Source organism: Enterobacter sp. MGH 16, assembly GCF_000493175.1.
Taxonomy (GTDB): Bacteria; Pseudomonadota; Gammaproteobacteria; order Enterobacterales; family Enterobacteriaceae; genus Enterobacter; species Enterobacter roggenkampii.
This window is the reverse complement of the sequence record NZ_KI535695.1, coordinates 1,957,185-1,980,860: the sequence shown is the minus strand read 5'-3', so window position 1 is coordinate 1,980,860 and position 23,676 is coordinate 1,957,185. Positions and strand designations below refer to the sequence as shown.

Below are 23,676 nucleotides of genomic sequence, written 5' to 3'. Positions count from 1 at the left end.
CGCCGCCTGCTTCAAGTGGCGGCGCACCGCGATGACCGGCTATAAGGATAGATGACGTGAAATTGAGATGGTTTGCTTTTTTGATTGTGTTGCTCGCTGGCTGTAGTTCAAAGCATGATTATCAAAACCCGCCCTGGAACCCGGAAGTGCCGGTGAAGCGGGCGATGCAGTGGATGCCGATCAGTGAACAAGCCGGGAAAGCCTGGGGCGTCAGTCCGCGTCTCATCACGGCGATCATTGCGGTGGAGTCCGGCGGTAACCCCACGCTTGTCAGCAAGTCGAACGCGGTGGGGCTGATGCAGCTTAAAGCGTCAACGGCGGGGAGAGAGGTATACCGCTACATGGGCTGGAGCGGCCAGCCGTCGACCAGCGAGCTGAAGAACCCGGAGCGCAACATTTCAATGGGCACGGCCTATCTGAGCATCATGGAGCATGGCGTGCTGAAGGGGATTCAGGATCCGGAGGTCATGCAGTACGCGCTGGTGGTGTCTTACGTTAACGGCGCCGGCGCGTTGCTGAGAACCTTCTCCTCTGACCGCAAAGAGGCGATAGAAGAGATTAACGGCATGGACAAAGACGAATTCTTTGAGCATGTGGTGAAAAATCACCCGGCACCACAGGCGCCTCGTTATATCTGGAAAGTGCAGAAAGCGATGGATGCCATGTAATGCCGCAGACGGGCGGCGGTCACGCTGCCCGATGTTTTTTTACAGAACTTTATTTGCGCGTTCGCGCGCCTCCCGCTCCAGGGAGTAGATAATGCGCTGCAGTTCGCGCTCAGCGCCAGGTCCGACGTTGAGGAAACGGAAGCTCAGACGCGGCGTGGTGATCGTTTCATTTTTGCTGTCCACGACGGTGCGTTCGCTGATGGCAATCAGCTGTGCATCGAAATAAAAGCGCCCCCAGCCCCCCATATCCAGCTCGATTTGCGTGAACCGCATGCCCTCTACCAGTCCGTCAGGCTTCGGCGTATCCATCAGCGCGCCCATACCGCCCAGCGACAGATCGAAGAGACGGAAGCGAATCTCTTTTTTGTCCGGCATTTTGGCCTTGCAGAAGTAGGCAGGGTGAAGCGGGGCGCTGATGCGGAAATATTCACGACGCTGGACAAACCAAAGATTAGTGGGAAGCGGGGTCACAAAGGCCGGCAGCCCCTGGTATTCGCTCAGTTCCAGTCGCGACAGGACAAACTCCACTTTTGCGCCCTGCGTTTCGGCCATCACGGCGATATTCTCCGCCTTCAGCGCCGCGCGGTTTTCATACTCCTGACTGCCTAAATCAATCACCAGCCGCTCCTGCGAGGCGTCAAGGATCTTACTGATGAACTGATTATTCGACCAGCTGATGCGCAGCGGCACTTCACCTTTTTGCAGGTCGCGTAATACCCCTAATACAGCCAGCGGATTTTGCTTGAGGAACTGCTCACTGTAATGACTCACGCCGGATGGCTCCTTGATAGATGACAGACTGTCTTAGCGTTATCGGCAATCTGCAATGAAACTTAATACAAACCGGTGAGTTTTTTTTGCCTGTTCAGGCAAAGATAAGTCGGTGACAAGAAAATGATTTTCCGGCGATGACCTATACTTAAGTTAGCTGTGCAGAAGGTTTTCTGCACATGCGTTAAACCTGCAAGAGGGCATCGCTATGGGTATCATCGCCTGGATTATCTTTGGTCTTATTGCTGGCGCTATCGCGAAATTGATCATGCCGGGAAACGATGGCGGCGGCTTTATTTTGACCTGTGTACTCGGGGTCGTTGGTGCGGTTGTGGGCGGCTGGCTGGCGACGATGTTTGGCTTCGGAGGCAACATAAGTGGTTTTGACCTGCACAGTTTTCTGGTCGCTGTCGTGGGCGCCATTGTGGTGCTGGGCATATTCAGGTTACTGCGACGAGCATAAGATAACGTAAACGGCTCTCTGCGGAGGGCCGTTTTTTTACCTGAGTATTGATTTGTTAATGTAAATGATAATAATTGTCGTTCCGTATTGCATCTGACAACAAGACGACATTATGACTCCCTCACGTTTTATGCTTTGCGCCCTGGCAGGCGCCATCACGCTCGCACTGCACGCTCCGGCATTCGCCGAAGAATCCACTATCGTCGTCACGGGCGCAGAGCAGGGCAGCGCGCTGCCGGCCTGGACGAACAGCGCCACGAAATCGGCCGTTGCTGAAAGTAAAACGCCGCAGGTCATCACGACCCTCTCTGCGCCGGAAATTGACAAGCGCCATGCGAATTCCGTGAATGAAATCCTCCGCTATGCGCCGGGTGTTTCAACCGAAGTGCGGGGAAATACCTCCTACATGAGCGAATATAAAATTCGTGGCTTTACCGTCGACCAGGAGTTCTACAACGGGCTGCAGTTACCCTATAACGTCACCGGCAATACCAAAGCGCGCATCGATCCGCTGTTGATTGACAGCGTTGATATCCTGAAAGGCCCCTCATCGGTTCTCTACGGCGGCGGCTCGCCGGGCGGGCTGGTGAATATCCAGAGTAAAAAGCCGCAGCGGGAAGCGCGAACCGAATTGGGTTTTAACACCGGCAACCGCAACCTGAAAGAGGGCTATCTCGACTCAACCGGGCAGATTGCCAACAGCGACTGGAACTACCGCCTGCTGGGTAAAGCGACGGAAAATGACGATCAGCCGCACACCACCCGGTATGAAAACTACCTGGTTGCCCCGTCCGTCACCTGGCTGCCCGACAGCAAAACCCGCCTCACCCTGGATGCGCTGGCGCAGAACTCCCCGAGCCTGACGCCGTCTAACCCGCTTCCGATCGCCTACCTGCGCTCGACATACGCGGGCAAGCGCGATTACGCCGGTGATGAGTGGAGCGGGTTTAAGCAGCGTCAGTGGATGCTGGGCTACAGCTTTGAGCATGAGTTCGACAGCGGCTGGGGCTTTAACCAGAAGGCGCGCTATTTCGACGTCGACACGCATCAGCGCAGCGTCTATGCAACGGGAACGGGAAGCGAGGTTTATCAGCTCAACCGTTTTGCCTACACCACCGATGAAGATCTGCAGAGCTTCAACATCGATAACCAGGTCACTAAAACCGTGGCGCTGGGCGACTGGCAACACCATCTGCTGGCCGGGTTTGACTATCAGAAGCTGAACTCCCATTTCCACTACCGTTACGCGTCGACCGCGCCGGGCATGGATATGCGCAATCCTGACTATTCGCAAATCAGCGAAAGCGCATTAGGGCTGTATACCGCTCAGAAAAACCGTCTGAGCTATCAGCAGAACGGCTATTACCTGCAGGATCAGGTGGAGTTTGGCGGGTTAAATCTGCTGGCCAGCCTGCGTTACGATGATTATCGCTCCGTCACCACCAATTATCTGCAAAACGGTGATAAGGCCTGGGTATCGCAGGATCGCGTCACCAAACGTCTGGGCGCGCTTTACGCCTTTGATAACGGGATTTCGCCGTTTATCAGCTATTCCGAAGGTTTTGCGCCGGTGTCGCCGCAGGGCACGCTCGTGGCGAAAGACGTCAAACCGACCACCAGCAAGCAGGTGGAGGGTGGGGTAAAATATCTGCTGGCGGATTACGCCACCACCTTTACCGCCTCGGTGTTTAACATCCGCCAGAAAAATGTCGTTACCTCCGATCCGGGCTTCCTGAACTATCGTCAGACCGGGGAAGTGGAATCCAAAGGGGCGGAACTGTCTGCCATCAGCCGCCCGACGGACAACCTGACGCTGATTGCCAACTACGCCTACACCCACGCGATCAATACGGAAGATGACAAGTACAAAGGTAAACGTCCAACGCAGGTGCCGGAGAATGCCTTCAACCTTTGGGGGGATTACACCTTTGAAAACACACCGCTGAAAGGGCTGATGCTGGGGGCGGGCGCACGCTACACCGGGCCAATGGAAATCTCACCGGCTAACAATGCGGGTAAACTGGGGGGCAGCACGCAGTACGATTTGTCGGCATCCTATCGAATGGGTGAAATTCTGCCTTCGCTGGCCGGGCTAACGCTTAAAGCCAGCGCGCAGAACATCACCAACAAAGAGACGCTGACCTGCTACGACGCGACCAACTGCTGGATTGGGCGGGACAGAACGTATCAGCTTGGGGCAAGTTACAGTTTCTGAGCAAGGCCCTGTGAGGGCAAAAAGTAGGCCGGGTAAGGCGTAGCCGCCACCCGGCAATACTCCCTTACTGCGCCGAGGCTTTCACCGGCGCCACCTCATCATTCGCCGCAGGCCGATTCTCCGGCACGCTGTCGCACGGTTTCTCTTTCGGGCAGACCCGGTCCAGCATCTTCAGGGTCACGCCGTTGCTCCAGCCGAAGCCGTCCTGCAGCGGATACTCGCCGCCGCCGCCGCCCGTACCGGTGGTCGACACGTCATACTTCTCGACCAGTTTCTTTTCCCGGTCATAGGTATGCTGAACGTTTTTCAGGAAGCGCCAGGTCACATCCATTGAGACCTTCTCTTGCCCGTAATTCTGCAACCCTTCCGCGGCCACCCATTGCAGCGGAGCCCAGCCGTTTGGCGCATCCCACTGCTGGCCGCTGTTGACGGTGGTGGTCGCTATCCCGCCCGGCTTCAACAGACGAGAGGAGGTTGCCGCGGCGACTTTTTCGGCACGATCCTGCGCCGCCGCCTTGACGTAAAGCGGGAACAGGGCCGCCGCCGTGAGCTGATTGCGTACCTTCTTGCTCTTCAGGTCGTAATCGGCGTACCAGCCCTCTTTATCATTCCACAGGTGGCTCTCGATGGCTTTCTGGCGCGCGGTGGCCAGCGTCTCATACTTGCTTGCGCTGGCGGCATCGCCGCTCTCCTGGCTTGCCCGGGCCAGCAGTTTTTCCATCTTGAACATCAGGGCGTTCAGGTCCACGGGCACAATGCTGGTGGTCCGGATGGTGCCGAGTTTTTGCGGATCGTCCATCCAGCGGGAGCTAAAGTCCCATCCCGAGGCCGCGGCGGAACGCAAATCACGGTAGATCTCGGTTGCCGGTCGGTTAGGGTTACTTTTCGCGGTATTCACATCGTCAAGCCAGGACTCCGGGCGCGGCGTATCGCGGTCGTCCCAGTAGCGGTTGAGGACAGCGCCGTCATCCAGCTTCACCACGCGTTTGTTGGCCTGGCCCGGCTGAAGGGCGTCGACGCCGTCCATCCAGTAGGCATACTCTTTCTCCATCTGCGGACGATACTTCTTCAGCGCGTCGCTGTCATGGGTCGCCAGCAGTTCAACCATCAGTGAGAAAAACGGCGGCTGGGAGCGGCTCAGGTAATAGCTGCGGTTGCCGTTGGGAATGTGGCCGAAGGTGTCGATCTCATACGCAAAGTTATCCACCATGTCGCTGATTTTGTCCCAATGATCGCTCTCTGCCAGTCCCAGCATGGTGAAATAGCTGTCCCAGTAGTAGACCTCGCGGAAACGTCCGCCGGGCACAACGTAGGGCTTCGGTAACGGGAGAAGGGAATCCCATTTGTTGCTGGCTTTATCGGTAGTGCGCGTCAGTACGGGCCAGAGATCGTCAATGTGCTCACGTAAACTTTGTCCAGCAGGCGGAACGTATTTTTCCCCTTCCGCAGGGAGCGTAAAGTTCATCTCGACAAAGTGGCGTAAGTCAAAGCTGGACTGCGTGTGCTGCATGCGGTAGTCCGCCAGAATCATCAGCGGGTCGCTTTTGGGGACGGCATCCGCAAAGGTTTTCTGATCGGGAAACAGTTTGGCGCTCTGCACGTCGTTAAACAGAGGGCCAAGTAAAATATCGGGTGAGGTTGTCTGGGTTGCGGGGTTATCGTCGGCATAGCCCAGTGTCGTTAGGCCGAGCAGCGCGCCGCCTAACGCAAGGGGCAAAAACGCGGGGCGTAGTGTACGAGGTCTTATCATCAGTTCGTCTCCTGTCTTCACTAAACAGCGTGACCGCTGTTGTCAATCACCTGAAAACCTTAGACGAATATTGCCCGCTTCGCGTTAAATATTGCCGCGCTTTCAGACCTCTTCCGCGGTCTGGCTGGCTTCCCGCAGCGTGCCCGGCGCATGGCCAATGATGCGCTTAAACGCCCGGCTAAATGCCGCCAGAGAGCCATATCCCAGCCGCAGCGCGACCGTTTCAATGGGCTGGTTTTCATGACGAATATACTGAATGGCCAGCCGCATTCTCAGCTCGCTGAGATATTTTGCCGGGGTCGTTCCCGTCGCCGCGAGAAACCGTTCCGCGAAAACGGATCGGGAAGTCCCGGCTTCTTTTGCCAGATCCGCCACGCTCCAGTTCAGGCCTGGCTGCTGGTGCATGGCGTAAATGGCCCGGCTCAGGCGCGGGTCGCGCAGCACCTGCACCCAGCCGGTGGCTTTGCCACAGCCGCCTTCAACCCAGCCCCGCACAATTAACGCCGCCACCACGTCGGCCAGCCGCGCAAGGATCCCGGCATACCCGGCCTGACGCGCCGCGGATTCCCGCTCCATCGCCGCCAGCAGCGGATGAATTTCCGGCCAGGTGGACATCAGCCGGCTAACCATCATCACTTCCGGCATCGCCTTGATCAGCGGCTGCATCCCGCCCAGCTCAAAATCCATGCACCCGCTAAAAATAAGGGTGTTCTCGCTCTCAGGGCAGGGCTCGCAGGTAATGGCGCAGACCGAGCTGCAGATAGGCTCGCTCGGGAAGGCGTTGACCGGGGTAAGGGTGGCCTGCTCGTCAGAGAGCAAAGCGTGGGAATTCCCGCCGGGAATAAAGAGGGCGTCGCCGCCGCTCAGTTCGAACGTTGCGCCGCTCTCCATGCGCAGCAGGGCGCTACCGTGGCTCACAAAATGGAACTGTGCCCGGCCGGGAGCCTGATGAAACGCGACGCCAAAGGGCGCACTGGCTTCAATCCGCCGGTATTTCACGCCTGACAGGCGCATGCCCCGTAAAAGTTCGCTGATCAAATCGGGTGACTGTACGGTCATGGCGCAACTCCGGACGAATAATCAATAAGTGGAGATTATATGTCATAGATCGTCCAGGGTGAACCTTCTATTCTTTTGCGACAGTAGTCACATTTTTATAACGGGAGATCAACAGATGAGTTCATGTGTCGCGGCGAGCGAGGCGGTAGCGCCTGCAAAACCCGCCTGGCGGGCCGTCTATTCACTGGGGCTGGGGGTATTTGGTTTGATTACGGCAGAATTTCTGCCCGCCAGCTTGTTAACACCCATGGCCGCGAGCCTGGGCGTGACCGAGGGGATGGCCGGACAGGCTGTCACCGCCACCGCGCTGGTGGCGCTGGTCACCGGGTTGTTGATCACCCCGGCGACCAGGCGTATCGACCGCCGCTGGGTACTGATGTTTTTCTCGGTGCTGCAAATTATCTCCAGCCTGCTGGTGGCCTTTGCGCCCAACCTGCACGTCCTGCTCATGGGGCGTCTGCTGCTGGGGATAGCCATCGGGGGATTCTGGGCCATGTCGACGGCGACAACGATGCGTCTGGTTCCGGCAGATAAAGTGCCAAAAGCGCTGGCGGTGATCTTCTCCAGCGTGTCGATTGCCACGGTAGTCGCGGCGCCGCTGGGCAGCTATCTGGGCAGCCTGATCGGCTGGCGCAACGTCTTTGTGCTCTGCATTCTGCCGAGCATGCTGGCGCTGCTGTGGCAGCTGTGGGTGCTTCCGTCCATGAAGCCGGAGAGCAGCGGTAGCCTGAGTACGCTGTTCCGCGTGCTGCGCCGTCCGGGGATGATCGGCGGCATGCTGGCGACCATCCTGATCTTCAGCGGCCATTTCGCCTTCTTTACCTACCTGCGTCCGTTCCTGGAGACGGTAGGACAGGCGAGCGTGGAAACCATTTCATTGATCCTGCTGGGCTTTGGTATCGCCAACTTTGTGGGCACCTCCGTGGCCGGACATCTGCTGGCACGCAATCTGCGCCTGACGCTGGCGCTGGTGCCGTTTGCGATGGGCGTTCTCGCGCTCATGATGGTCGCCTTTGGTCATCTGGCGATGCTGGACGGGCTGCTGGTCGCGCTGTGGGGCTTTGCATTTGGCCTGGTTCCGGTGGGCTGGTCAACCTGGCTTGCGACCACCGTTCCGGATGAAGCCGAAAGTGCAGGGGGGCTGCTGGTGGCCTCAATCCAGCTGGCGATAAGCGCCGGTGCGGCCGGAGGTGGGGCGGTATTTGATCTTAACGGTGCCAGCGGCGTGTTCGCGGGCAGCGGTTTGCTGCTGGTGACGGCGATGGTGATTGTGTTTATGGGTGTGAAAGTGAAAGCGGAGTGATTTTTTAGCCGGGTGAGCGTTCGTGCCACCCGGCCTCAGGTTTACAGCCCTTTCTTATCCATCAATACCGCCAGATCCACCAGGCGGTTAGAGAAGCCCCATTCGTTGTCATACCACGCCAGGATCTTCACCATATTCCCGCCAATCACCAGCGTGGAAAGCCCGTCGATAATCGAGGATCGCGGGTCACCCTGGTAATCGCTGGAGACCAGCGGTTCATCGCTATACCCCAGAATGCCTTTCAGAGGCCCGCTGGCGGCCGCGTTGCGGAACGCGTCATTCACCTCTTCGGCGGTCACGTTGCGGCTCAGCGTCACGGTTAAATCGACAATCGACACCACCGGCACCGGCACGCGCAGGGAGTACCCGGTCAGCTTGCCGTCCAGGGAGGGGATCACTTTCCCCAGCGCTTTCGCCGCGCCGCTGGAGTAGGGCACAATCGACAGCGCCGCCGCGCGGGCGCCGCGCAGATCTTTCTCTGGCTGATCGTGCAGCGCCTGGCTGTTGGTGTAGGCGTGCGTCGTGTTCATCAGGCCATGCTCAATTCCGAACTGCTGATGCAGCACCTGAGCGGCCGGTGCCAGACCGTTCGTGGTGCAGCTCCCGTTGCTCACCACCGCGTGCCGGGCGGGATCGTACTGGTCATGGTTGACGCCCATCACAATCGTCAGGTCGTCGTTCTTCCCGGGGGCGGAAATGATGACGCGCTTAGCGCCGCCGTGGGTGATATGCACCGCCGCTTTCTCCCGCTCGGTGAAGAAGCCGGTGGCCTCAATCACCACGTCTACCCCGGCATCACGCCACGGGATATTCGCCGGGTCGCGTTCGCTAAATACCACGATCCGCTGGCCGTCTACCTGCAACGCACCGTCACCCGCTTCAACGGGCGCGGGCAGTTTGCCCAGAAGGGAATCATGCTTCAGCAGATGGGCGAGAGTTTTACTGTCCGTCAGATCGTTAATCGCCACAATCTGCAGATCCGGGTTGCCCAGCGCCGCGCGCAGGACATTACGTCCGATACGGCCGAAACCGTTAATACCGACCTTAACCATGGTGCACTCCTTATCTCTGTTGTCTGGAGTCACTGTAGGCGTCGGGCCGGCTGGCGTAAATGACAAAAAAGGATCAGATTACGCCATCTTGCGGCAGTGAAAGCGCTGGCGGTATTCGCCGGGCGTGAGGTGAAGCTGTTTCTCAAAGATGCGGCGTAAATTAATGCTGGTGCCAAATCCGCTTTGCTCCGCAACGCGCTCAAGGGGATCGCGGGTTTGCTCAAGCAGCTGGCGGGCGGCGGCCAGTCGCGCTTCGGTCACGTAGCGGGCAGGCGAGACCCCGGCCTCGCGGGTAAACACGCGGGTGAAGTTACGCGGGCTCATCGCCGCTTTCTCGGCCAGGTTCTCCACGCACAGATCGGCGGTGAGGTTCTGCAGGATCCAGCTTTGCACTTCGCCTATCGGCCCTGCGGTGCCCGGCTGCTGCAGGCTGTAGCGGCTGAACTGCAGCTGTCCGCCGGGACGTCGCAGGTACATCACCATATCCTGCGCCACGTCGCGGGCGAGGGTAAATCCGTAGTCGTCCTCCACCAGCGCCAGGGTCAGGTCGAATCCGGAACTCACGCCGCCGGAGGTCCAGATGGGGCCATCCTGAATGTACAGCGGGCCGCCTTCGACCTGGATTGACGGGTACTGGGCTTGCAGGGTCTCCAGCAGCCGCCAGTGGGTGGTGGCGCGCCGACCGTCCAGCAAGCCGGTCTGGGCCAACAGCATCGCGCCGCCGCAGATAGAGGCTACCCGCCGGGCGTGCGGCGCTGCGAGGTGCAGCCAGTCCACAACGGCTATGCTCTCCTGCTCGTTCATACCGCGTCCGGTGATGATAATGGTGTCCAGCGGTTCGCGCGGATCCAGCTCCGGCAGGCGATAGTCCGCCAGCAGATTCAGGCCGGACTGGCCGTGGATCACCTGGTGAGGCTGCGTGGTGGCGATGATAATCCGGTAGCGCGGCTGCGCAAGCCCTTCCGGATGCAGCTGGTTGGCCTGCATCAGAATGTCGGCGATACCGGCGGCTTCAAACAGCATGCCGCCGTCGGGAACGATAATCAGGATCTTCTTCATGTCCTGAAAAGTACCTTTAATACAGAATAAGTCAAGCGTGCCCTCACTTCACGTTTCTGGCAAAGCAAAGCGATTTAAGTTGTTTGTGATTTCAGGCGTAATCCCCGATCGTCAGGGCTCTGTCTCTGGCGAAACGGCGTCTGAAGGAATGGGTAAACGAAGCTCCCTCTATTTACATCCGCAACAACGCAATCAAATTCACCGCCTCGCGTCGGGTTTCTTATGGCGAAGCGAACTGCCCACCTGGCTGGTAATGTTCACGATTTATGCGGGCTGGTTTGCCACGCTGGCGTTCTGGCAAACGCTCGGCCTGCTGCCCGCCACGCTGCTGCTGATCGGGTTTACCGCCTGGTATATGTCCCTACAGCATGAGCTTATCCACGGGCATCCCACCCGTTTTGCCTGGCTTAACCAGCTGTTCGGCACGCTCCCGCTGGCGGTCTGGTATCCGTATGGCCTCTACCGGGATTCCCATCTGGCCCACCATCGGTACGATAGCCTGACCCATCCGGTGGATGACCCGGAGTCGTACTATTTTACCGAGGCGAGCTGGGCGCGCTTTTCCCCCTGGCAGAAGCGCCTGATCCGGGCCCGAAATACCTTTGCCGGGCGGCTTCTGCTGGCGCCGCTGCTGGATATCGTCCAGACGCTGGGCAGCGCCGGGGCGGCGTTTCGTCATCTTCACCTGCGGGCGATGACGATGTGGCTGGTTCACATCACGCTGCTGGTGGCGCTTTTCGCCTGGATGACGCACGTCGGTTTTTCCCCCGTCTGGTTCGTGCTGGCGGTCAGCTATCCGGCGCTGGCGCTGACCAAGGTGCGATCGTTTTTCGAACATCGCGCGGCGGACGATCCGCTGGCGCGCTCCGTCATTAACGAGGCCGGGCTGTTCTGGCGGATACTGTTTTTAAATCTCAACTACCATTCAGTACACCATGATTTACCGGGCGTGCCGTGGTACGGGCTGAAGGCGATCTACCAGCAAAACCGGGAGGCGTACCGGGAGCGAAACCGCGGTTTTCTCGTCAGGGGCTACGGTGAATGGCTGCGCCAGTTCTGGGCCAGGCCCGTCGACGTCACCGTTCACCCCGGAAAACAACAGGAGGAGGGATATGAGTAACCTGCTGGCGTTTCCCATGTATGCGGTGGATCGCGCCGACACCCGCGCGCTCTGGCTGGCGGTAAAGGGGCTGCTGGCCGCTCGCGGTGTGCCCGTCGATGATGTCCCCGACGGACCGGAGTCCGATCTGCTCACCCACTGGCAACAGCCCGGGCTTATCCTCAGCCAGGCCTGTGGTTATCCGCTCGTCACGCTGCTTCCGGACGTGCAGGTCGTCGGCTGTTTTCACTACGCGGCCCCGGGCTGCGAAGGGAGCCACTACCGCAGCTTTCTGGTGGTGCGCGAGGAGGATCGGCACCTCACGCTGGCGGATTTTCGCGGCCGACGGGCGGTCTGTAACTCTGCGGACTCGCAGTCCGGCTACAATGCGCTGCGAAAAAAAGTGGCGTCTCTGGTGGCTCAGGAGCCGTTTTTCGCGCAAACGTTCTTTAGCGGCAGCCATCGCCAGTCGCTGATTGATGTCAAACGCGGGGCAGGGGATATCGCGGCCATCGACTGTGTCACCTGGGCACTGCTGCAGCGTCACGAACCGGAAAGCCTGACGGGTCTGGCGGTCATTGACCGTACCCCGCTGACGCCGGGGCTGCCGCTCATTACCTCGCCCCGCACCTCGCCTGAGACCCTGAACGCCCTTCGCGATGCGCTCCACGCGCTGGTGAGTTCGCCGGAGCACCGGGCCGTTTGCGACGCGGTGCTGATCCGCGGTTTTAGCGTGGTGACGCGTCAGGCCTACGCCTCATTGCTGGCGTGATAGATCTCCTGCGCGTCGGTAAAACAGCGCAGCGCCAGCGAGGAGACGGGTTTCTGTCGGCGCATAATCAGGCCGACAGGAGCCTCAATGTTGGCGTCGGCGATGGGGACAATCCTGAAATGACCGTTCAGATCTTCCAGCCCGTTGTTCAGCGGCATCACGGCGCAGCATACGCCGCTTTGCACCGCCTGAATGATCTGGAACGTGGAGTCGCTCTCGAAAACGGACCTCGGTTCAATGCCAGCAGACTTAAAGCTGGCCTCCATATGCGCCCGGTAATGCATCCCTTTGGTCAGGAACCCCAGCGGAAAATCCGTCAGATTGCGCCAGGTCAATGTCTCCTGGCCGAGCTGGAAATGGCGGACGTCGTGCAGCAGGCCCATCTTCGTTTTGGGAAGCTGGATAATATCGAACAGGCTGGCGTCGATGCTGTTGAGATAGCAAATCCCCAGCTCAAGCTGATTGCGGCTGACGCCGTCGGCAATCTGCGCGGAGGACATGGAATAGAGGCTGTAGGTCAGCTCCGGGTATTTTTCCGTCAGCAGGCGAATAAAGATCATCGGATCCACACTCGCCAGCGGCACCATCCCCAGACGAAGTTCGCCCACCACCTGACCTTTGCACAGCGCGGCTTCCGCCTGTAGCCCGTCATGTGCAGCCAGCAGCGCGCGGGCCCACGCGAGGATGCGTTCACCCTCCGGCGTAAACCCTTCAAAGCGCTGCCCGCGCACAATCAGTACCAGCCCGAGCTCCTCTTCCAGGCTGCGGATGCGCATGGAAAGAGTCGGCTGGGTGATGTTGCACTGCGAGGCCGCCTTGCCAAAATGGCGGGTCTCGTCGAGCGCGATTAAATATTTTAACTGTTTAATATCCATCTTTTTCTCTGCGCGATCGGCTTACAGCATGCGGATCTCTTTTGAGCGCAGGGTGATGCGAACCGGAACGGATTTATACGACGGCGTACCGCTGTCCTTATCCAGATAATCAAGCGGTACCAGCACGTTGGCCTCCGGATAATAGGCCCCGACGGTCCCCGGCGCGATGTCGTACGCCACCACGGTAATGTCTTCCAGACGCTGTCCGTTGCCGGGCAGGGCGGTTTCGATATCCACGCGGTCGCCGTGTTCCAGCCCTGACTGCGCCATATCCTCTTCGTTCATAAACAGCACGTCGCGGCGGCCAAACACGCCGCGGTAGCGGTCGTCCAGCGCGTAAATGGTGGTGTTGTACTGGTCGTGGCTGCGCAGCGTGATCAGGCGCAGGACGTGCTCACCTTCACCGCTGGCGTTCTCGTGTACGCCGACGAAGACCGAGAACATCGCTTTTCCCGTCGCCGTTGGCCAGAGACGTTGCGTTGGCGGCAGCGGCATACGGAAGCCGCCGGGAACGCGGATCCGCGCGTTGTAGTTCTCAAACCCCGGAATGGTCTGCTCGATCAGATCGCGGATACGATCGTAATCCTCAACCAGCGTCATCCAGTCCACGCGGGTATCCGGCAGGGTGGCTTTCGCCATGCCCGCGACGATAGCGGGTTCTGACCGAAGCAACGGAGAGGCGGGTTTGAGCTTGCCGGATGAGGCATGGACCATCGACATCGAGTCTTCAACGGTAATGGACTGGCGGCCGGTGGCCTGAACATCCAGCTCGGTACGGCCAAGACACGGGAAAATAAAGGTCTCTTTGCCCACCAGCAGATGGGTACGGTTGAGCTTGGTGCCGACGTGGACGCTCAAATCCAGGGATCCCATCGCCGGGAACCCGCGTTCATGGTCGGGCATCGCCACCGCAAAATTACCGCCGAGGCAGATGAGCGCCTTCGCGCGGCCGTCGATCATCGCCTGGGTGGCCTGCACCGCGTCATGGCCGTGGTGAGACGGCGGCTCAAAGCCGAAAACCTCCTTCAGACGGTTCAGGAAGGCCGGCGTGGGTTTCTCGCTAATCCCGACGGTACGGTTCCCCTGCACGTTTGAGTGGCCGCGCAGCGGGCATATTCCCGCGCCGGGCTTGCCGATATTCCCGCGCATCAGCAGCAGGTCCGCAATCAGGCGGACGTTGGCCGTCCCTTTATTATGCTGGGTAATGCCCATCCCGTAGGTAATGATGGTGGCATTCGATTTCGCATACGCCTCTGCCACCTTTTTGAGCGCCGCCTGGCTGAGACCTGACTCGCGCTCAATGTCGTCCCAGCGGGTTTGCGCGATATCGGCGGCAAAGTCCTCAAAGCCCTGAGTATGTTCGGCAATAAACGCGCGATCGAGCACGTCACCGCGTGCGGCCTCCATTTCAAGCAGGTGTTTGGCAATCCCTTTCAGCGCGGCGGCATCGCCTCCGGCCTTCACCTGGAAATAGGTCGAAGCGATATCCGTGGAGCCGTAGGTCGCCATTTCAATCACGCTTTGCGGGTCCGCAAAACGTTCCAGCGCGCGCTCGCGCAGCGGGTTAAAGACGATAATCGGCACGTTGCGACGGGCCAGCTCATGGAGGGTCCCCATCATTCGCGGATGGTTCGTACCGGGGTTATGGCCGATGGAGATCACCAGCTCCGTCTTGTCGAAGTCGTCCAGCGAGACGGTCCCTTTCCCGATGCCAATCGAACGGGGCAAACCGACGCTGGTGGCCTCGTGACACATATTTGAGCAGTCGGGGAAGTTATTGGTGCCGTATTCGCGGGCGAACAGCTGGAACAGATACGCCGCTTCGTTAGAGGCGCGCCCGGAGGTATAGAACTCGACCTGGTCCGGTTCGAGCCCGCGCAACACCTCTCCGATGCGTTGAAACGCCTCGTCCCAGTCGACGGGCCTGAAGGTATCGCTGTCGCGGTCATAGCGCAGGGGATGCGTCAGCCGACCGTAACCTTCCAGTTCAAAGTCCGATTTTGCCAGCAGCGAGGAGACGCTGTTTTCCGCCAGAAACGCGGGGGTGACGCGTTTACTGGTGGCTTCCCAGGTCACCGCTTTGGCGCCGTTCTCGCAGAACTGGAACGTCGATTTGTGTTCTTTATCAGGCCACGCGCAGCCCGGGCAGTCAAAGCCGTCAGGCTGGTTGGTGCGCAGCAGCGTCGCCGGGGCGTCAAAGGTATCCATTTGGGTGCGTACCGCAATGGCCGTTGCTTTCAGTGCGCCCCAGCCGCCGGCAGGGCCGTCATAGTGTCTGATGCCTGGCACCGAGCGTCTTTTTTTGTTCATACCCACTCCTGATTGATTCGGTCACACAACGCCTGAGCCAATAAATCACCGACGAGAGCAATAGGTGAAAGCAATGACGGCCGGATGGCAACGCACATACGGAACGGGAAAATGCCTTAACGCAAACTCTTTTTATTACAGTAATTTATCTGGTCTGGTGTTTAAATATTTAAAGAAATTATAACGAATATTTATCATTTTAATAATAAATCTTATCTATCGTCCGGTAGGCGAGATAGATGGCGGTGAGCAGGAAAGTATGTAGCGCCAGTAAAACTTCGAATGAAGCTGATGCGCTGGAGATATCGCCGCGATTCGCGGCTGGTGGGCTGCTCGAGGCATTTTTCAATTGAGAGAATGGCAGGAAGGTTTACTCACGCTTAATGAATAATAGATATAAGGTATACCTGACAGTGGAATTATTACGGCCGAAAATATACGCTTTTTTTGCGGCATGAAATTAACATCTTGCTGCATAAGTGAAATATTCTCACCCAGGCGATGAAGCGTCTTCAATATTAAAGATACCCTGTTAGTGCAACAAATAATTCATCAGAGATATATTCCTTTGACATCAAAAAAACGCTAATTCTACTAATTATGGTAGTGGCGATAATAGCGTGATTGCGTTAATGAAAGTGGTTCTCCTTTGTGTTTTTTAATATATAAAACATAAAGTTATGTCGCTTTGTGGTGGGGGAATAAGAAAAGGTAGTCCCTATCGTTTTTTATCATAGGATTAATCCTATAATTTTCCGACTGCTTCATTTACCAACAGTTACGCGGCGGTAAATATTGAATTGATACGAAGCTCATGTAAACTTGTTTACCGTTTGTCAAAATATGTCAGGAAGACACTGGGCCTTATTCTGAAAGGCTCGTGCGGTAGCTATGCCCTTAAAGTAGTAACGCCCCGAAAATATCCTGGCTATTTTAACAATAGCACTTAAGTCAAACTTCATCCCCTTATCTCCATCATCGAAATATCGCTACGGAAAAGCATATGAAAATGCGCGTACTGTTTTCACTTCTGTTTGTAATGGCGGTGGCGGGCTGTAAAGCACCGCAGAAACCTGTGATCAACGACGATACGATCGAGACCAGCCAGGTCAACGGCGTCACCTTAACCCACCGTCACGCCGTGACGGCGCCGACGGAGTTCAACCCGGTTAACGAGCCGTATCGTGCCATGTATCCGGCCTCCCTGATGAGCCGTCCTGACTTTGGCGGTAAAGTTATCCGCACTCTCGAGACCGGAAAAACGTACGTGGTGCTGGGGCAGGTTGAACACTACTGGATGGCGCTTGCCGATGAAGGTAACGAACAGCTGATTGGTTACGTTCCGATGCGCGCTGTTATCAAGGCCGACCAGTACGAAGCCACCGTGCGTAAACAGGCTATTCGTCCAAAGGCGCGTAAAAAAGCGACCTGTGTTGATGTCGACGGTAACAGCAAAGCCTGCAAAGACAGCGCTAACGGTACCTGGATCCTGAACTAAACGGCTTTCATGAGCGCATTTTTATGAATAATAAAAATTTTCATAGGCTGTGGTTATTCTTTTACGCGATGATTTTCGCGCTGATCGGTGGTTGTTCGTCGTCTTCACACAGCGACCCCTCCCGCTACAATCTGCAGTTTCAGGCTCATCCACAAATCAATGAATCTGCGCCGCTTAAGGTTCGGGTGCTGTTGCTGAAATCCGATGCGGATTTCATGTCCAGCGACTTCTACTCCCTGCAGAACAACGCGTCAGCCACGCTTGGCGCGAATCTGCTGAACAGCGATGTGTTCTTCCTGATGCCGGGACAGCTGTCAAAAACTCTCAGCGGGCAAAGCTCGCCGGAGGCTCGCTACATCGGCGTGATGGCGGAGTACCAGGTGCTGGATGGCAAAAAATGGCGCGTTTCACTCCCTCTGCCCGTGCCTGGCGAAAATCATATCTACCAGTTCTGGAAATGGTCCGCCGATGAACTTCAGGCCAACGTTTTTCTCGACGTGAACGGCATTCGGGTCATCAGCCAGTAACGCGCTTCTAAACAGGAAACACATCATCATGACGAAAGCAGAAAAGGTCGTCTGGACCGAAGGCATGTTCCTGCGTCCACACCATTTTCAGCGGACTGAAAGCTATCTGCTCAACCATGTTCGTGAATGGGGCGCGCTGCAGCGATCGTATCTCTGGGGCTTTCTCGACGTTGAACTGGATGAAGCGATGCTTCGTCAGGGATGCATTGCCCTGAGCTACTGCAGTGGGCTGCTGCCGGACGGCACCTTTTTCCAGGTGCGCAACGGGCGCAACGGTCCTGTACCGCTGAAAATTCCTGACAATCTCACCAACGAAAAGGTGGTGCTCGCACTGCCGGTTCGTCGTGGCGAGAGAGAAGAGGTGATTTTCAGCGAAGAGCCATCCTCGCTGGCGCGCTTTATCGCGTTCGAGCAGGAGGTGGAGGACGATAACGCCATGTCGGTGGGGGATGCTACCGTCCAGTTTGGCCGCCTGCGTCTGACCCTGATGCTCGAAAAAGACCTCACGGCGGAGTGGACCGCCATCGGCGTGGCGTTTGTGACCGAGAAGCGTAACGACAACCACGTGCGGCTCGACAACAGCTACATCCCGCCGATGCTCAATGCCAATAACAGCCCGCAGATCTACAGCATGATCAACGATCTGCACGGCTTACTGGTGCAGCGCAGCCAGCAGATTGGCGGCCGTTTGCGCCAGCCCGGCCGCTTTAACACCTCTGAAATGATCGAGTTTACGCTGCTGTCGCTGGTTAACCGTCATCTGGGCGAGGTGTCTCATTTAAAAACCCTCCCGCTGCTGCATCCGGAAACCCTCTGGCGCAGCTGGCTGCCGTTTGCCACCGAGCTCGCCACCTGGACGTCGCAGCGTACCGCCGAAAGCGTGCTGCCGATTTACGATCATGACGATCTGGCGAACTGCTTCAGCAAGCTGATGCTGATGCTGCGTCAGGGGCTGTCGCTGGTGATGGAAGACCACGCTATCCAGCTGCCGCTTAACGAGCGCTCTCACGGCCTCAACATCGCCACGGTGCCTGAAACCAGCATGGTGCGTGAGTTCGGCTTCGTGCTGGCGGTCAAAGCCAACGTGCCGGGCGAACACCTGCAAACCCATTTCCCGGCGCAGATGAAGGTCGCACCGGTGTCGAAAATCCGCGATCTGGTTCAGCTTCAGCTGCCGGGCATTATGCTGCGCGCCATGCCGGTTGCACCGCCGCAGATCCCGTGGCATGCCGGCTACAGCTACTTTGAACTCGAAAAGGGCAGCGAGCTGTGGCACGAGATGGATAAGTCCGGCGCATTCGCCCTGCACCTTGCGGGGGAGTTCCCGGGGCTGGATATGGAGTTTTGGGCCATCCGTAGCCCGACAGAATAATAAAGCGAGCGCTTAATATGCAGGAACGACAGGATACCGGCAGCGATGCCGCGTTCACCGGGGCCAGTAGCAACAATCAGCTGGTGGCGGCCGCCAATCCGCTGCTCAATGCGATTCCGCAGATCCGTCATTCGGTATCGCACGACGATCAGGTGGCGTTACGCCAGCGCCTGATCGATGAAATTCGCCGTTTCGAAGTCCGCTGTCAGCAGGCGGGGCTGCCCTACGAAGTGATCGTCGGGGCACGCTACTGCCTCTGTACGGCGCTCGATGAGGCTGCCGCGCTGACCCCCTGGGGCAGCAGCGGGGTCTGGTCAAGCAACGGCCTGCTGGTGACGTTCCATAACGAAACCTGGGGCGGCGAGAAGTTCTTCCAGCTGCTGGCGCGCCTGTCGCAAAATCCGCGCGAGCACATCCTGCTGCTGGAGATGATCAACTATTGCCTGCTGCTGGGCTTCGAAGGACGCTATCGCGTGCTGGACAATGGCCGCACCCAGCTTGAGACCATCAAGCAGCGACTGTGGCAGATGATCCGCGGCGTGCGCGGCAGCTATCCGGCGCCGCTTTCCCCCCATCCGGAAGATCGCCCGGTGCTGCGCAAGCTCTGGCGGCCGATGGTTCCTCTCTGGGCCTGCGTGGCGCTGGCCGGGTTTATCGCCTGTCTGTTTTATATCGTGCTCAACTGGCGTCTTGGCGACAGCACCAACCCGGTGCTGGCGAAGATTTACCAGTCCCAGCTACCGGAAACCACTATTCAGCAACCGGCGCGTCAGCTTCCGGCAGTGCTGAACCTGCGCGGCTTCCTGAAACCGGAGATCGAGGCTGGCCTCGTCGCGGTGAAAGACGAAGCGGATCGCAGCGTGGTTATCCTGAAAGGCGACGGGCTGTTTGCCTCTGCCTCGACCGTCGTGCGCGACCGCTATGAACCGGTCATCCACCGCATCGCGCAGGCAATGAATAACGTGAGCGGCAAAATTCTGGTGGTGGGCTACAGCGACAACGTGCCGATCCGCAGCGCGCGCTTTGCCTCTAACTATGAACTCTCTCTGGAACGCGCCCGCTCGGTACAGAAAATGCTGCAGGGAAGCCTCTCTCAGCCTGGCCGCGTGAAAGCGGAAGGGCGGGGCGAGATTAACCCGGTAGCGCCGAACACGACGCCTGAAAACCGCGCCCGTAACCGCCGTGTGGAAATTACTCTGCTGGTGTCGCCTGAAAATACCCAGGCCGAGCTGAACGGATTGCCGCAAGGAAACTAAGGAATGCTGACGACTCTTCTTTCCATACTGACTAACCGCATTCTGTGGAGCTTCCTCGGCGTCACGGCGCTGGCGGCGGTGATCTGGATGATTGGCCCGCTGTTGTCCATCGTGGACACCCGGCCGCTTGAATCTGAACAGAACCGCATCATCAGTATCGCCGTGGTCTATCTGTTGTGGGCGCAGGGCCACATTCTGCCGCGTCTTTATAACGCCTGGCTGAACCGCAAGCTGATGGACAAGCTCAATGAGAACACCACCAGCCCGGAAGCGGCGGATCCGCAGAAGCGACTGAACAACGAGGAGCAGATCCTCGCCAGCCGTTTTGATGAAGCCGCGCAGATGCTGAAAAAAGCGCACTTCAGCAAGGCGGGACAGGGCGCCCAGTGGACGCAGCGCTTCAGCACGCAATACCTCTATCAGCTGCCGTGGTACGTCATTATCGGCGCGCCGGGTTCCGGTAAAACCACGGCGCTGGTCAACTCCGGGCTGCAGTTCCCGCTGGCCGACCGTTTCGGTAAGACCGCCCTGCGCGGCATTGGCGGCACGCGCAACTGCGACTGGTGGTTTACCAACGAGGCCGTGCTGCTGGACACCGCGGGTCGCTATACCACCCAGGAGAGCGAGCAGGTGCAGGACGCCGGGGAATGGCTGCAGTTCATGGGGTTACTGCGCAAGTATCGCCGCCGCCAGCCGATCAACGGTGTGATCGTCACCATCAGCATTTCTGACCTGCTCACCCAGTCAGCCGAGGCGTCCCGCCAGCAGGCGGTGAACCTGCGTCAGCGTCTGTCCGAGCTGCATGAACAGTTGGGGATTCGCTTCCCGGTCTACGTGATGGTCACCAAGGCCGACCTGCTTAAAGGCTTCCGCGCCTGGTTTGCCGACTACGATAAAGCGCAGCGCGACCAGATCTGGGGCTTCACGCTGCCGTGGGAACAAACCAAACACGCCGATTACGACCTGATGGGCAATTTCCAGCAGGAGTTTTCTCTGCTGCAGCAGCGCCTCGACGCCGGGCTGCCGGAAACCATGCTCAAAGAGCATGACGCGAAGACCCGCGCCGAAGCGTATCTTTTCCCGCAGGAGTTCGCCGCGCTGCGTCCGCTGCTGGCGGATTACCTCAGCACGGTCTTCGCCCGCTCGAACTTCGAAACCGAGTTCTCTCCGCGCGGGATCTACTTCGCCAGCGGGACGCAGGAAGGCATGCCGTTCGACCGCGTGATGGGCGAACTGAACCGCGCGCTGTCGCTGCCGGAAGGGGCAGAGAGCGATAACTGGGATTCGGTCAGCAAAGAATCGCCAATCCCGGGCGCAAAAGGCCAGAGTTTCTTCATCAAGAACCTGCTGCAAAACGTCATCTTCCAGGAAGCCGGGATCGCCGGAGAAAACCGCTGGTGGGAGCTGCGCAACCGGGCCGTGATCTGGTCTGGCTATGCGGCGCTGCTGGCCCTGCTGGTGATCCTGGGTGGACTGTGGCTCACCAGCTATGCCAAAAACAAGGCCTACCTGGAAGAAGTGGATGCGAAAGTTCCGCTGCTCGACCAGCAGAGCAAGGCCTTACAGAACCAGACCCAGCGTGACCTGTTCGAACTGCTGCCGCTGCTGAATAGCCTGGTGGATCTGCCGAAAAGCGACGCGTTTGATGTGAACGATCCGCCGGTCTCCCGCCGTATGGGGCTTTATCGCGGGGATGACGTCAGCGACGCCTCTCAGTCCCTGTATCAGAAAGCGCTGGATCAGATGCTGCTGCCTGCCGTCGCCATGCACATCACCACCTGGCTTCGCAACGACAACGGCAGCGATGTGGAATACAGCTACGAGGCGCTGAAAGCCTATCAGATGCTCTATCAGCCGAAGCACTACGACGGCAAATTCCTGCATTCGTGGGTAATGCTCAACCTGCAGCGTAACCTGCCGCAGAACGTCACGAAGGCGCAGCTGCAGCAGCTTGAATGGCACCTGACGCAGCTGCTGGAGCCGAAAATTCAGGCCTCGCCGTACGCGCAGGACGAGTCCCTGGTGGCGCGCGAAAGAGCGATGATCGGCCAGCAGCCGCTTTCGACCCGCGTCTACGGCCGCCTGAAGCGCCTGCTGGAACATGACGACAACCTGAAGCCGGTCTCCCTTTCCGACCTGGGCGGACCGCATAGCGAGCTGGTATTTTCCCGCAAAAGCGGCAAGCCGGTGAGCGAGGGCGTTCCGGGTCTGTATACGCCGGACGGCTACTGGAAAAGCTTTAACGGCCAGATTGACAGCGTTACCACCGCCCTGCACGAGGACGATGCCTGGGTGCTGGGGGCCGCCACGGCGCAGGATGATAAACAGCAGATCGATAACGCCGTGCGCCAGCTCTATATGCGCGACTTTATCGCTAACTGGGATCGCTTTCTCGCTGACATTCAGCTGAATAACAGCGCCGACCTTTCCCAGCGCATCAACACCGCGCGCCTGCTTTCCGGCGCCAGCTCGCCGCTGCGCCGCCTGGTGCAGAACCTGAGCCAGGTCCTGACGCTCTCCCGCGATACGCCAGCGCCGGAAGATGCGGGTAAAGCGCAGGCGCAAAGCAGCCGCGCCACCCGCACGCTGGAAGCGCTGTTCAGCAATAATGACAACGCGCCAACGCAGGCCGCCGCGGTTACCCAGGCGCCGGAGCAGCTGGTGACCGACCATTACGCGCCGATGATTGAGCTGGCCCAGCCGCTGGAGAAGGGCGGGAAGACCATCGTGTTTGACGATTTTCTCAAGCAGGTGGATGAGCTGTATCGCTACCTGACCGCCGTGCAGGACGCGGCCAACAGCGGCATGCCGGCGCCGGGCGGGGAGGCGATCAGCCGCCTGCAGGCCAGCGCCGGTCGTCTGCCGGGCGGGCTGCAAACCATGTTCAGCAACATGGCGGTGGGTGCCAGCAGCGACACCCAGCGTCGCGATCTGGAAAACGTGCGTAAGCGCATTAACGTTGAGGTGGGCGGGTTCTGCCGTCAGGCGATTGCCGGTCGCTACCCGCTGGTGCGCAGCGCCAGCACCGAGGTCACCCCTGACGATCTCGCGCGCATGTTTGCGCCGGGGACCGGGCTGATGGATACCTTCTTTCGCGATAACCTGACCAGCAAAGTGGACACCACCCAGGCCAACTGGCGCTTTATGCCGGGCATCGACGGGAAAACGCTGCCGGGAAGCGAAGGGCTGCTGAGACCGTTCCAGCAGGCCCAGTCGATTCGCGACGCCTTCTTTGCTAACGGCGCAACCACGCCGTCCTTCAAGGTGACGGTTCGCACCGTGCGAATGGATAACACCATTCTGAACCTGACCCTGGACGTGGACGGTCAGCTGCTGCGCTACAGCCACGGGCCGCAGGCGGTGCAGATCATGAACTGGCCGGGGCCGGGCGGCACCAACCAGGTCCGCATGCAGCTGGGTCTGGCGAACGGCAGCACGGCGACGCTGGTGACCAACGGTTCCTGGGCGCTGAACCGCTTCTTTGATAAAGCGAGCACCAGCCCGGGGGCGGGTAGCCTCAGCCGTCAGGCCACCTTCAACGTCGACGGACATCAGGTCACGCTGGAGTTTGCGCCAAACAGCATTCGCAACCCGTTCCAGCTTCCCCGTTTCTCATGCCCATAACCG

General features: G+C 58.7%; 18 protein-coding genes. 11 read left to right on the top strand and 7 right to left on the bottom strand.

Going from position 1 to position 23,676, the window contains the following annotated elements:
- The first annotated feature begins 56 nt into the window (after positions 1 to 56).
- Complete coding sequence (gene emtA, locus L362_RS13435; protein WP_008502664.1) at positions 57 to 668, top strand: membrane-bound lytic murein transglycosylase EmtA; 612 nt, start codon at positions 57 to 59, stop codon at positions 666 to 668.
- Between the two features lie 39 nt (positions 669 to 707).
- On the opposite strand, the gene L362_RS13440 is transcribed toward emtA, so the two are convergent.
- A complete protein-coding gene (locus L362_RS13440; protein WP_008502663.1) occupies positions 708 to 1,439 on the bottom strand; it encodes a flagellar brake protein YcgR in 732 nt (243 codons plus the stop codon).
- Between the two features lie 208 nt (positions 1,440 to 1,647).
- Here L362_RS13440 and L362_RS13445 point away from each other — a divergent pair, with 208 nt between their 5' ends.
- Positions 1,648 to 1,902 carry a GlsB/YeaQ/YmgE family stress response membrane protein gene (locus tag L362_RS13445; RefSeq protein WP_008502662.1) on the top strand — a complete coding sequence of 85 codons (255 nt, stop codon included), beginning with the start codon at positions 1,648 to 1,650 and terminating at the stop codon, positions 1,900 to 1,902.
- Between the two features lie 112 nt (positions 1,903 to 2,014).
- Positions 2,015 to 4,117: a TonB-dependent siderophore receptor gene (locus L362_RS13450; protein WP_032637778.1), complete on the top strand. Its 2,103-nt coding sequence runs from the start codon at positions 2,015 to 2,017 to the stop codon at positions 4,115 to 4,117.
- Between the two features lie 64 nt (positions 4,118 to 4,181).
- Here L362_RS13450 and L362_RS13455 read toward each other — a convergent pair whose 3' ends face one another.
- Together L362_RS13455 and L362_RS13460 are read right to left on the bottom strand one after the other, a co-directional pair.
- Positions 4,182 to 5,867 carry an alpha,alpha-trehalase gene (locus tag L362_RS13455; protein ID WP_023344396.1) on the bottom strand — a complete coding sequence of 562 codons (1,686 nt, stop codon included), beginning with the start codon at positions 5,865 to 5,867 and terminating at the stop codon, positions 4,182 to 4,184.
- Positions 5,868 to 5,969: 102 nt separating this feature from the next.
- Positions 5,970 to 6,926, bottom strand: coding sequence for an AraC family transcriptional regulator (locus tag L362_RS13460; protein ID WP_008502659.1), 957 nt, complete (start codon positions 6,924 to 6,926; stop codon positions 5,970 to 5,972).
- 115 nt (positions 6,927 to 7,041) lie between these two features.
- On the opposite strand from L362_RS13460, the gene L362_RS13465 reads away from it, so the two are divergent.
- Positions 7,042 to 8,229 (top strand): MFS transporter, encoded by a 1,188-nt coding sequence (locus L362_RS13465; protein ID WP_021240397.1) that lies wholly within the window; start codon positions 7,042 to 7,044, stop codon positions 8,227 to 8,229.
- A gap of 41 nt (positions 8,230 to 8,270) precedes the next feature.
- On the opposite strand, the gene gap is transcribed toward L362_RS13465, so the two are convergent.
- Together gap and L362_RS13475 are read right to left on the bottom strand one after the other, a co-directional pair.
- Positions 8,271 to 9,281, bottom strand: a complete 1,011-nt coding sequence (gene gap / locus L362_RS13470) for a type I glyceraldehyde-3-phosphate dehydrogenase (RefSeq protein ID WP_021240396.1) — start codon at positions 9,279 to 9,281, stop codon at positions 8,271 to 8,273.
- Between the two features lie 78 nt (positions 9,282 to 9,359).
- Positions 9,360 to 10,340 carry a GlxA family transcriptional regulator gene (locus tag L362_RS13475; protein WP_023344395.1) on the bottom strand — a complete coding sequence of 327 codons (981 nt, stop codon included), beginning with the start codon at positions 10,338 to 10,340 and terminating at the stop codon, positions 9,360 to 9,362.
- A gap of 148 nt (positions 10,341 to 10,488) precedes the next feature.
- Between L362_RS13475 and L362_RS13480 the strand changes: the two genes are divergently transcribed.
- Both L362_RS13480 and L362_RS13485 read left to right on the top strand, forming a co-directional pair.
- A complete protein-coding gene (locus L362_RS13480; RefSeq protein WP_032638010.1) occupies positions 10,489 to 11,460 on the top strand; it encodes a fatty acid desaturase in 972 nt (323 codons plus the stop codon).
- Positions 11,453 to 12,211, top strand: coding sequence for a phosphate/phosphite/phosphonate ABC transporter substrate-binding protein (locus tag L362_RS13485; RefSeq protein WP_023344393.1), 759 nt, complete (start codon positions 11,453 to 11,455; stop codon positions 12,209 to 12,211). The genes L362_RS13480 and L362_RS13485 overlap by 8 nt, the downstream gene beginning before the upstream one ends.
- Here the strand turns inward: L362_RS13485 and L362_RS13490 are convergent.
- Positions 12,190 to 13,086, bottom strand: a complete 897-nt coding sequence (locus L362_RS13490) for a LysR family transcriptional regulator (protein ID WP_023344392.1) — start codon at positions 13,084 to 13,086, stop codon at positions 12,190 to 12,192. The two genes, L362_RS13485 and L362_RS13490, sit on opposite strands and share 22 nt — an antisense overlap.
- A 21-nt stretch (positions 13,087 to 13,107) precedes the next feature.
- Positions 13,108 to 15,396: an FdhF/YdeP family oxidoreductase gene (locus tag L362_RS13495; RefSeq protein WP_023344391.1), complete on the bottom strand. Its 2,289-nt coding sequence runs from the start codon at positions 15,394 to 15,396 to the stop codon at positions 13,108 to 13,110.
- A 1,003-nt stretch (positions 15,397 to 16,399) separates the two neighbouring features.
- On the opposite strand from L362_RS13495, the gene L362_RS13500 reads away from it, so the two are divergent.
- From L362_RS13500 to tssM, 5 genes are read left to right on the top strand one after another with little or no spacing between them, the layout of a single operon-like run.
- Positions 16,400 to 16,894, top strand: coding sequence for a hypothetical protein (locus L362_RS13500; RefSeq protein ID WP_023344390.1), 495 nt, complete (start codon positions 16,400 to 16,402; stop codon positions 16,892 to 16,894).
- Between the two features lie 23 nt (positions 16,895 to 16,917).
- Positions 16,918 to 17,421 carry a type VI secretion system lipoprotein TssJ gene (tssJ, locus tag L362_RS13505; protein ID WP_023344389.1) on the top strand — a complete coding sequence of 168 codons (504 nt, stop codon included), beginning with the start codon at positions 16,918 to 16,920 and terminating at the stop codon, positions 17,419 to 17,421.
- Positions 17,422 to 17,449: 28 nt separating this feature from the next.
- Positions 17,450 to 18,793 carry a type VI secretion system baseplate subunit TssK gene (gene tssK, locus L362_RS13510; protein WP_021240388.1) on the top strand — a complete coding sequence of 448 codons (1,344 nt, stop codon included), beginning with the start codon at positions 17,450 to 17,452 and terminating at the stop codon, positions 18,791 to 18,793.
- Positions 18,794 to 18,810: 17 nt separating this feature from the next.
- Positions 18,811 to 20,049 carry a DotU family type VI secretion system protein gene (locus L362_RS13515; RefSeq protein WP_008502648.1) on the top strand — a complete coding sequence of 413 codons (1,239 nt, stop codon included), beginning with the start codon at positions 18,811 to 18,813 and terminating at the stop codon, positions 20,047 to 20,049.
- A gap of 3 nt (positions 20,050 to 20,052) precedes the next feature.
- Entirely contained in the window at positions 20,053 to 23,673 is a 3,621-nt protein-coding gene (gene tssM, locus L362_RS13520) for a type VI secretion system membrane subunit TssM (protein WP_023344388.1), read from the top strand.
- The last annotated feature ends 3 nt before the right edge of the window (positions 23,674 to 23,676 follow it).

Bases quoted from the DNA above. Each gene is read 5' to 3' on its own strand.
- L362_RS13445 (WP_008502662.1), top strand. From the start codon at position 1,648: ATGGGTATCATCGCCTGGATTATCTTTGGTCTTATTGCTGGCGCTATC.
- L362_RS13450 (WP_032637778.1), top strand. From the start codon at position 2,015: ATGACTCCCTCACGTTTTATGCTTTGCGCCCTGGCAGGCGCCATCACG.
- L362_RS13455 (WP_023344396.1), bottom strand. From the start codon at position 5,867: ATGATAAGACCTCGTACACTACGCCCCGCGTTTTTGCCCCTTGCGTTA.
- L362_RS13460 (WP_008502659.1), bottom strand. From the start codon at position 6,926: ATGACCGTACAGTCACCCGATTTGATCAGCGAACTTTTACGGGGCATG.
- L362_RS13465 (WP_021240397.1), top strand. From the start codon at position 7,042: ATGAGTTCATGTGTCGCGGCGAGCGAGGCGGTAGCGCCTGCAAAACCC.
- gap (WP_021240396.1), bottom strand. From the start codon at position 9,281: ATGGTTAAGGTCGGTATTAACGGTTTCGGCCGTATCGGACGTAATGTC.
- L362_RS13475 (WP_023344395.1), bottom strand. From the start codon at position 10,340: ATGAAGAAGATCCTGATTATCGTTCCCGACGGCGGCATGCTGTTTGAA.
- L362_RS13480 (WP_032638010.1), top strand. From the start codon at position 10,489: ATGGGTAAACGAAGCTCCCTCTATTTACATCCGCAACAACGCAATCAA.
- L362_RS13485 (WP_023344393.1), top strand. From the start codon at position 11,453: ATGAGTAACCTGCTGGCGTTTCCCATGTATGCGGTGGATCGCGCCGAC.
- L362_RS13490 (WP_023344392.1), bottom strand. From the start codon at position 13,086: ATGGATATTAAACAGTTAAAATATTTAATCGCGCTCGACGAGACCCGC.
- L362_RS13495 (WP_023344391.1), bottom strand. From the start codon at position 15,396: ATGAACAAAAAAAGACGCTCGGTGCCAGGCATCAGACACTATGACGGC.
- L362_RS13500 (WP_023344390.1), top strand. From the start codon at position 16,400: ATGAAAATGCGCGTACTGTTTTCACTTCTGTTTGTAATGGCGGTGGCG.
- tssJ (WP_023344389.1), top strand. From the start codon at position 16,918: ATGAATAATAAAAATTTTCATAGGCTGTGGTTATTCTTTTACGCGATG.
- tssK (WP_021240388.1), top strand. From the start codon at position 17,450: ATGACGAAAGCAGAAAAGGTCGTCTGGACCGAAGGCATGTTCCTGCGT.
- L362_RS13515 (WP_008502648.1), top strand. From the start codon at position 18,811: ATGCAGGAACGACAGGATACCGGCAGCGATGCCGCGTTCACCGGGGCC.
- tssM (WP_023344388.1), top strand. From the start codon at position 20,053: ATGCTGACGACTCTTCTTTCCATACTGACTAACCGCATTCTGTGGAGC.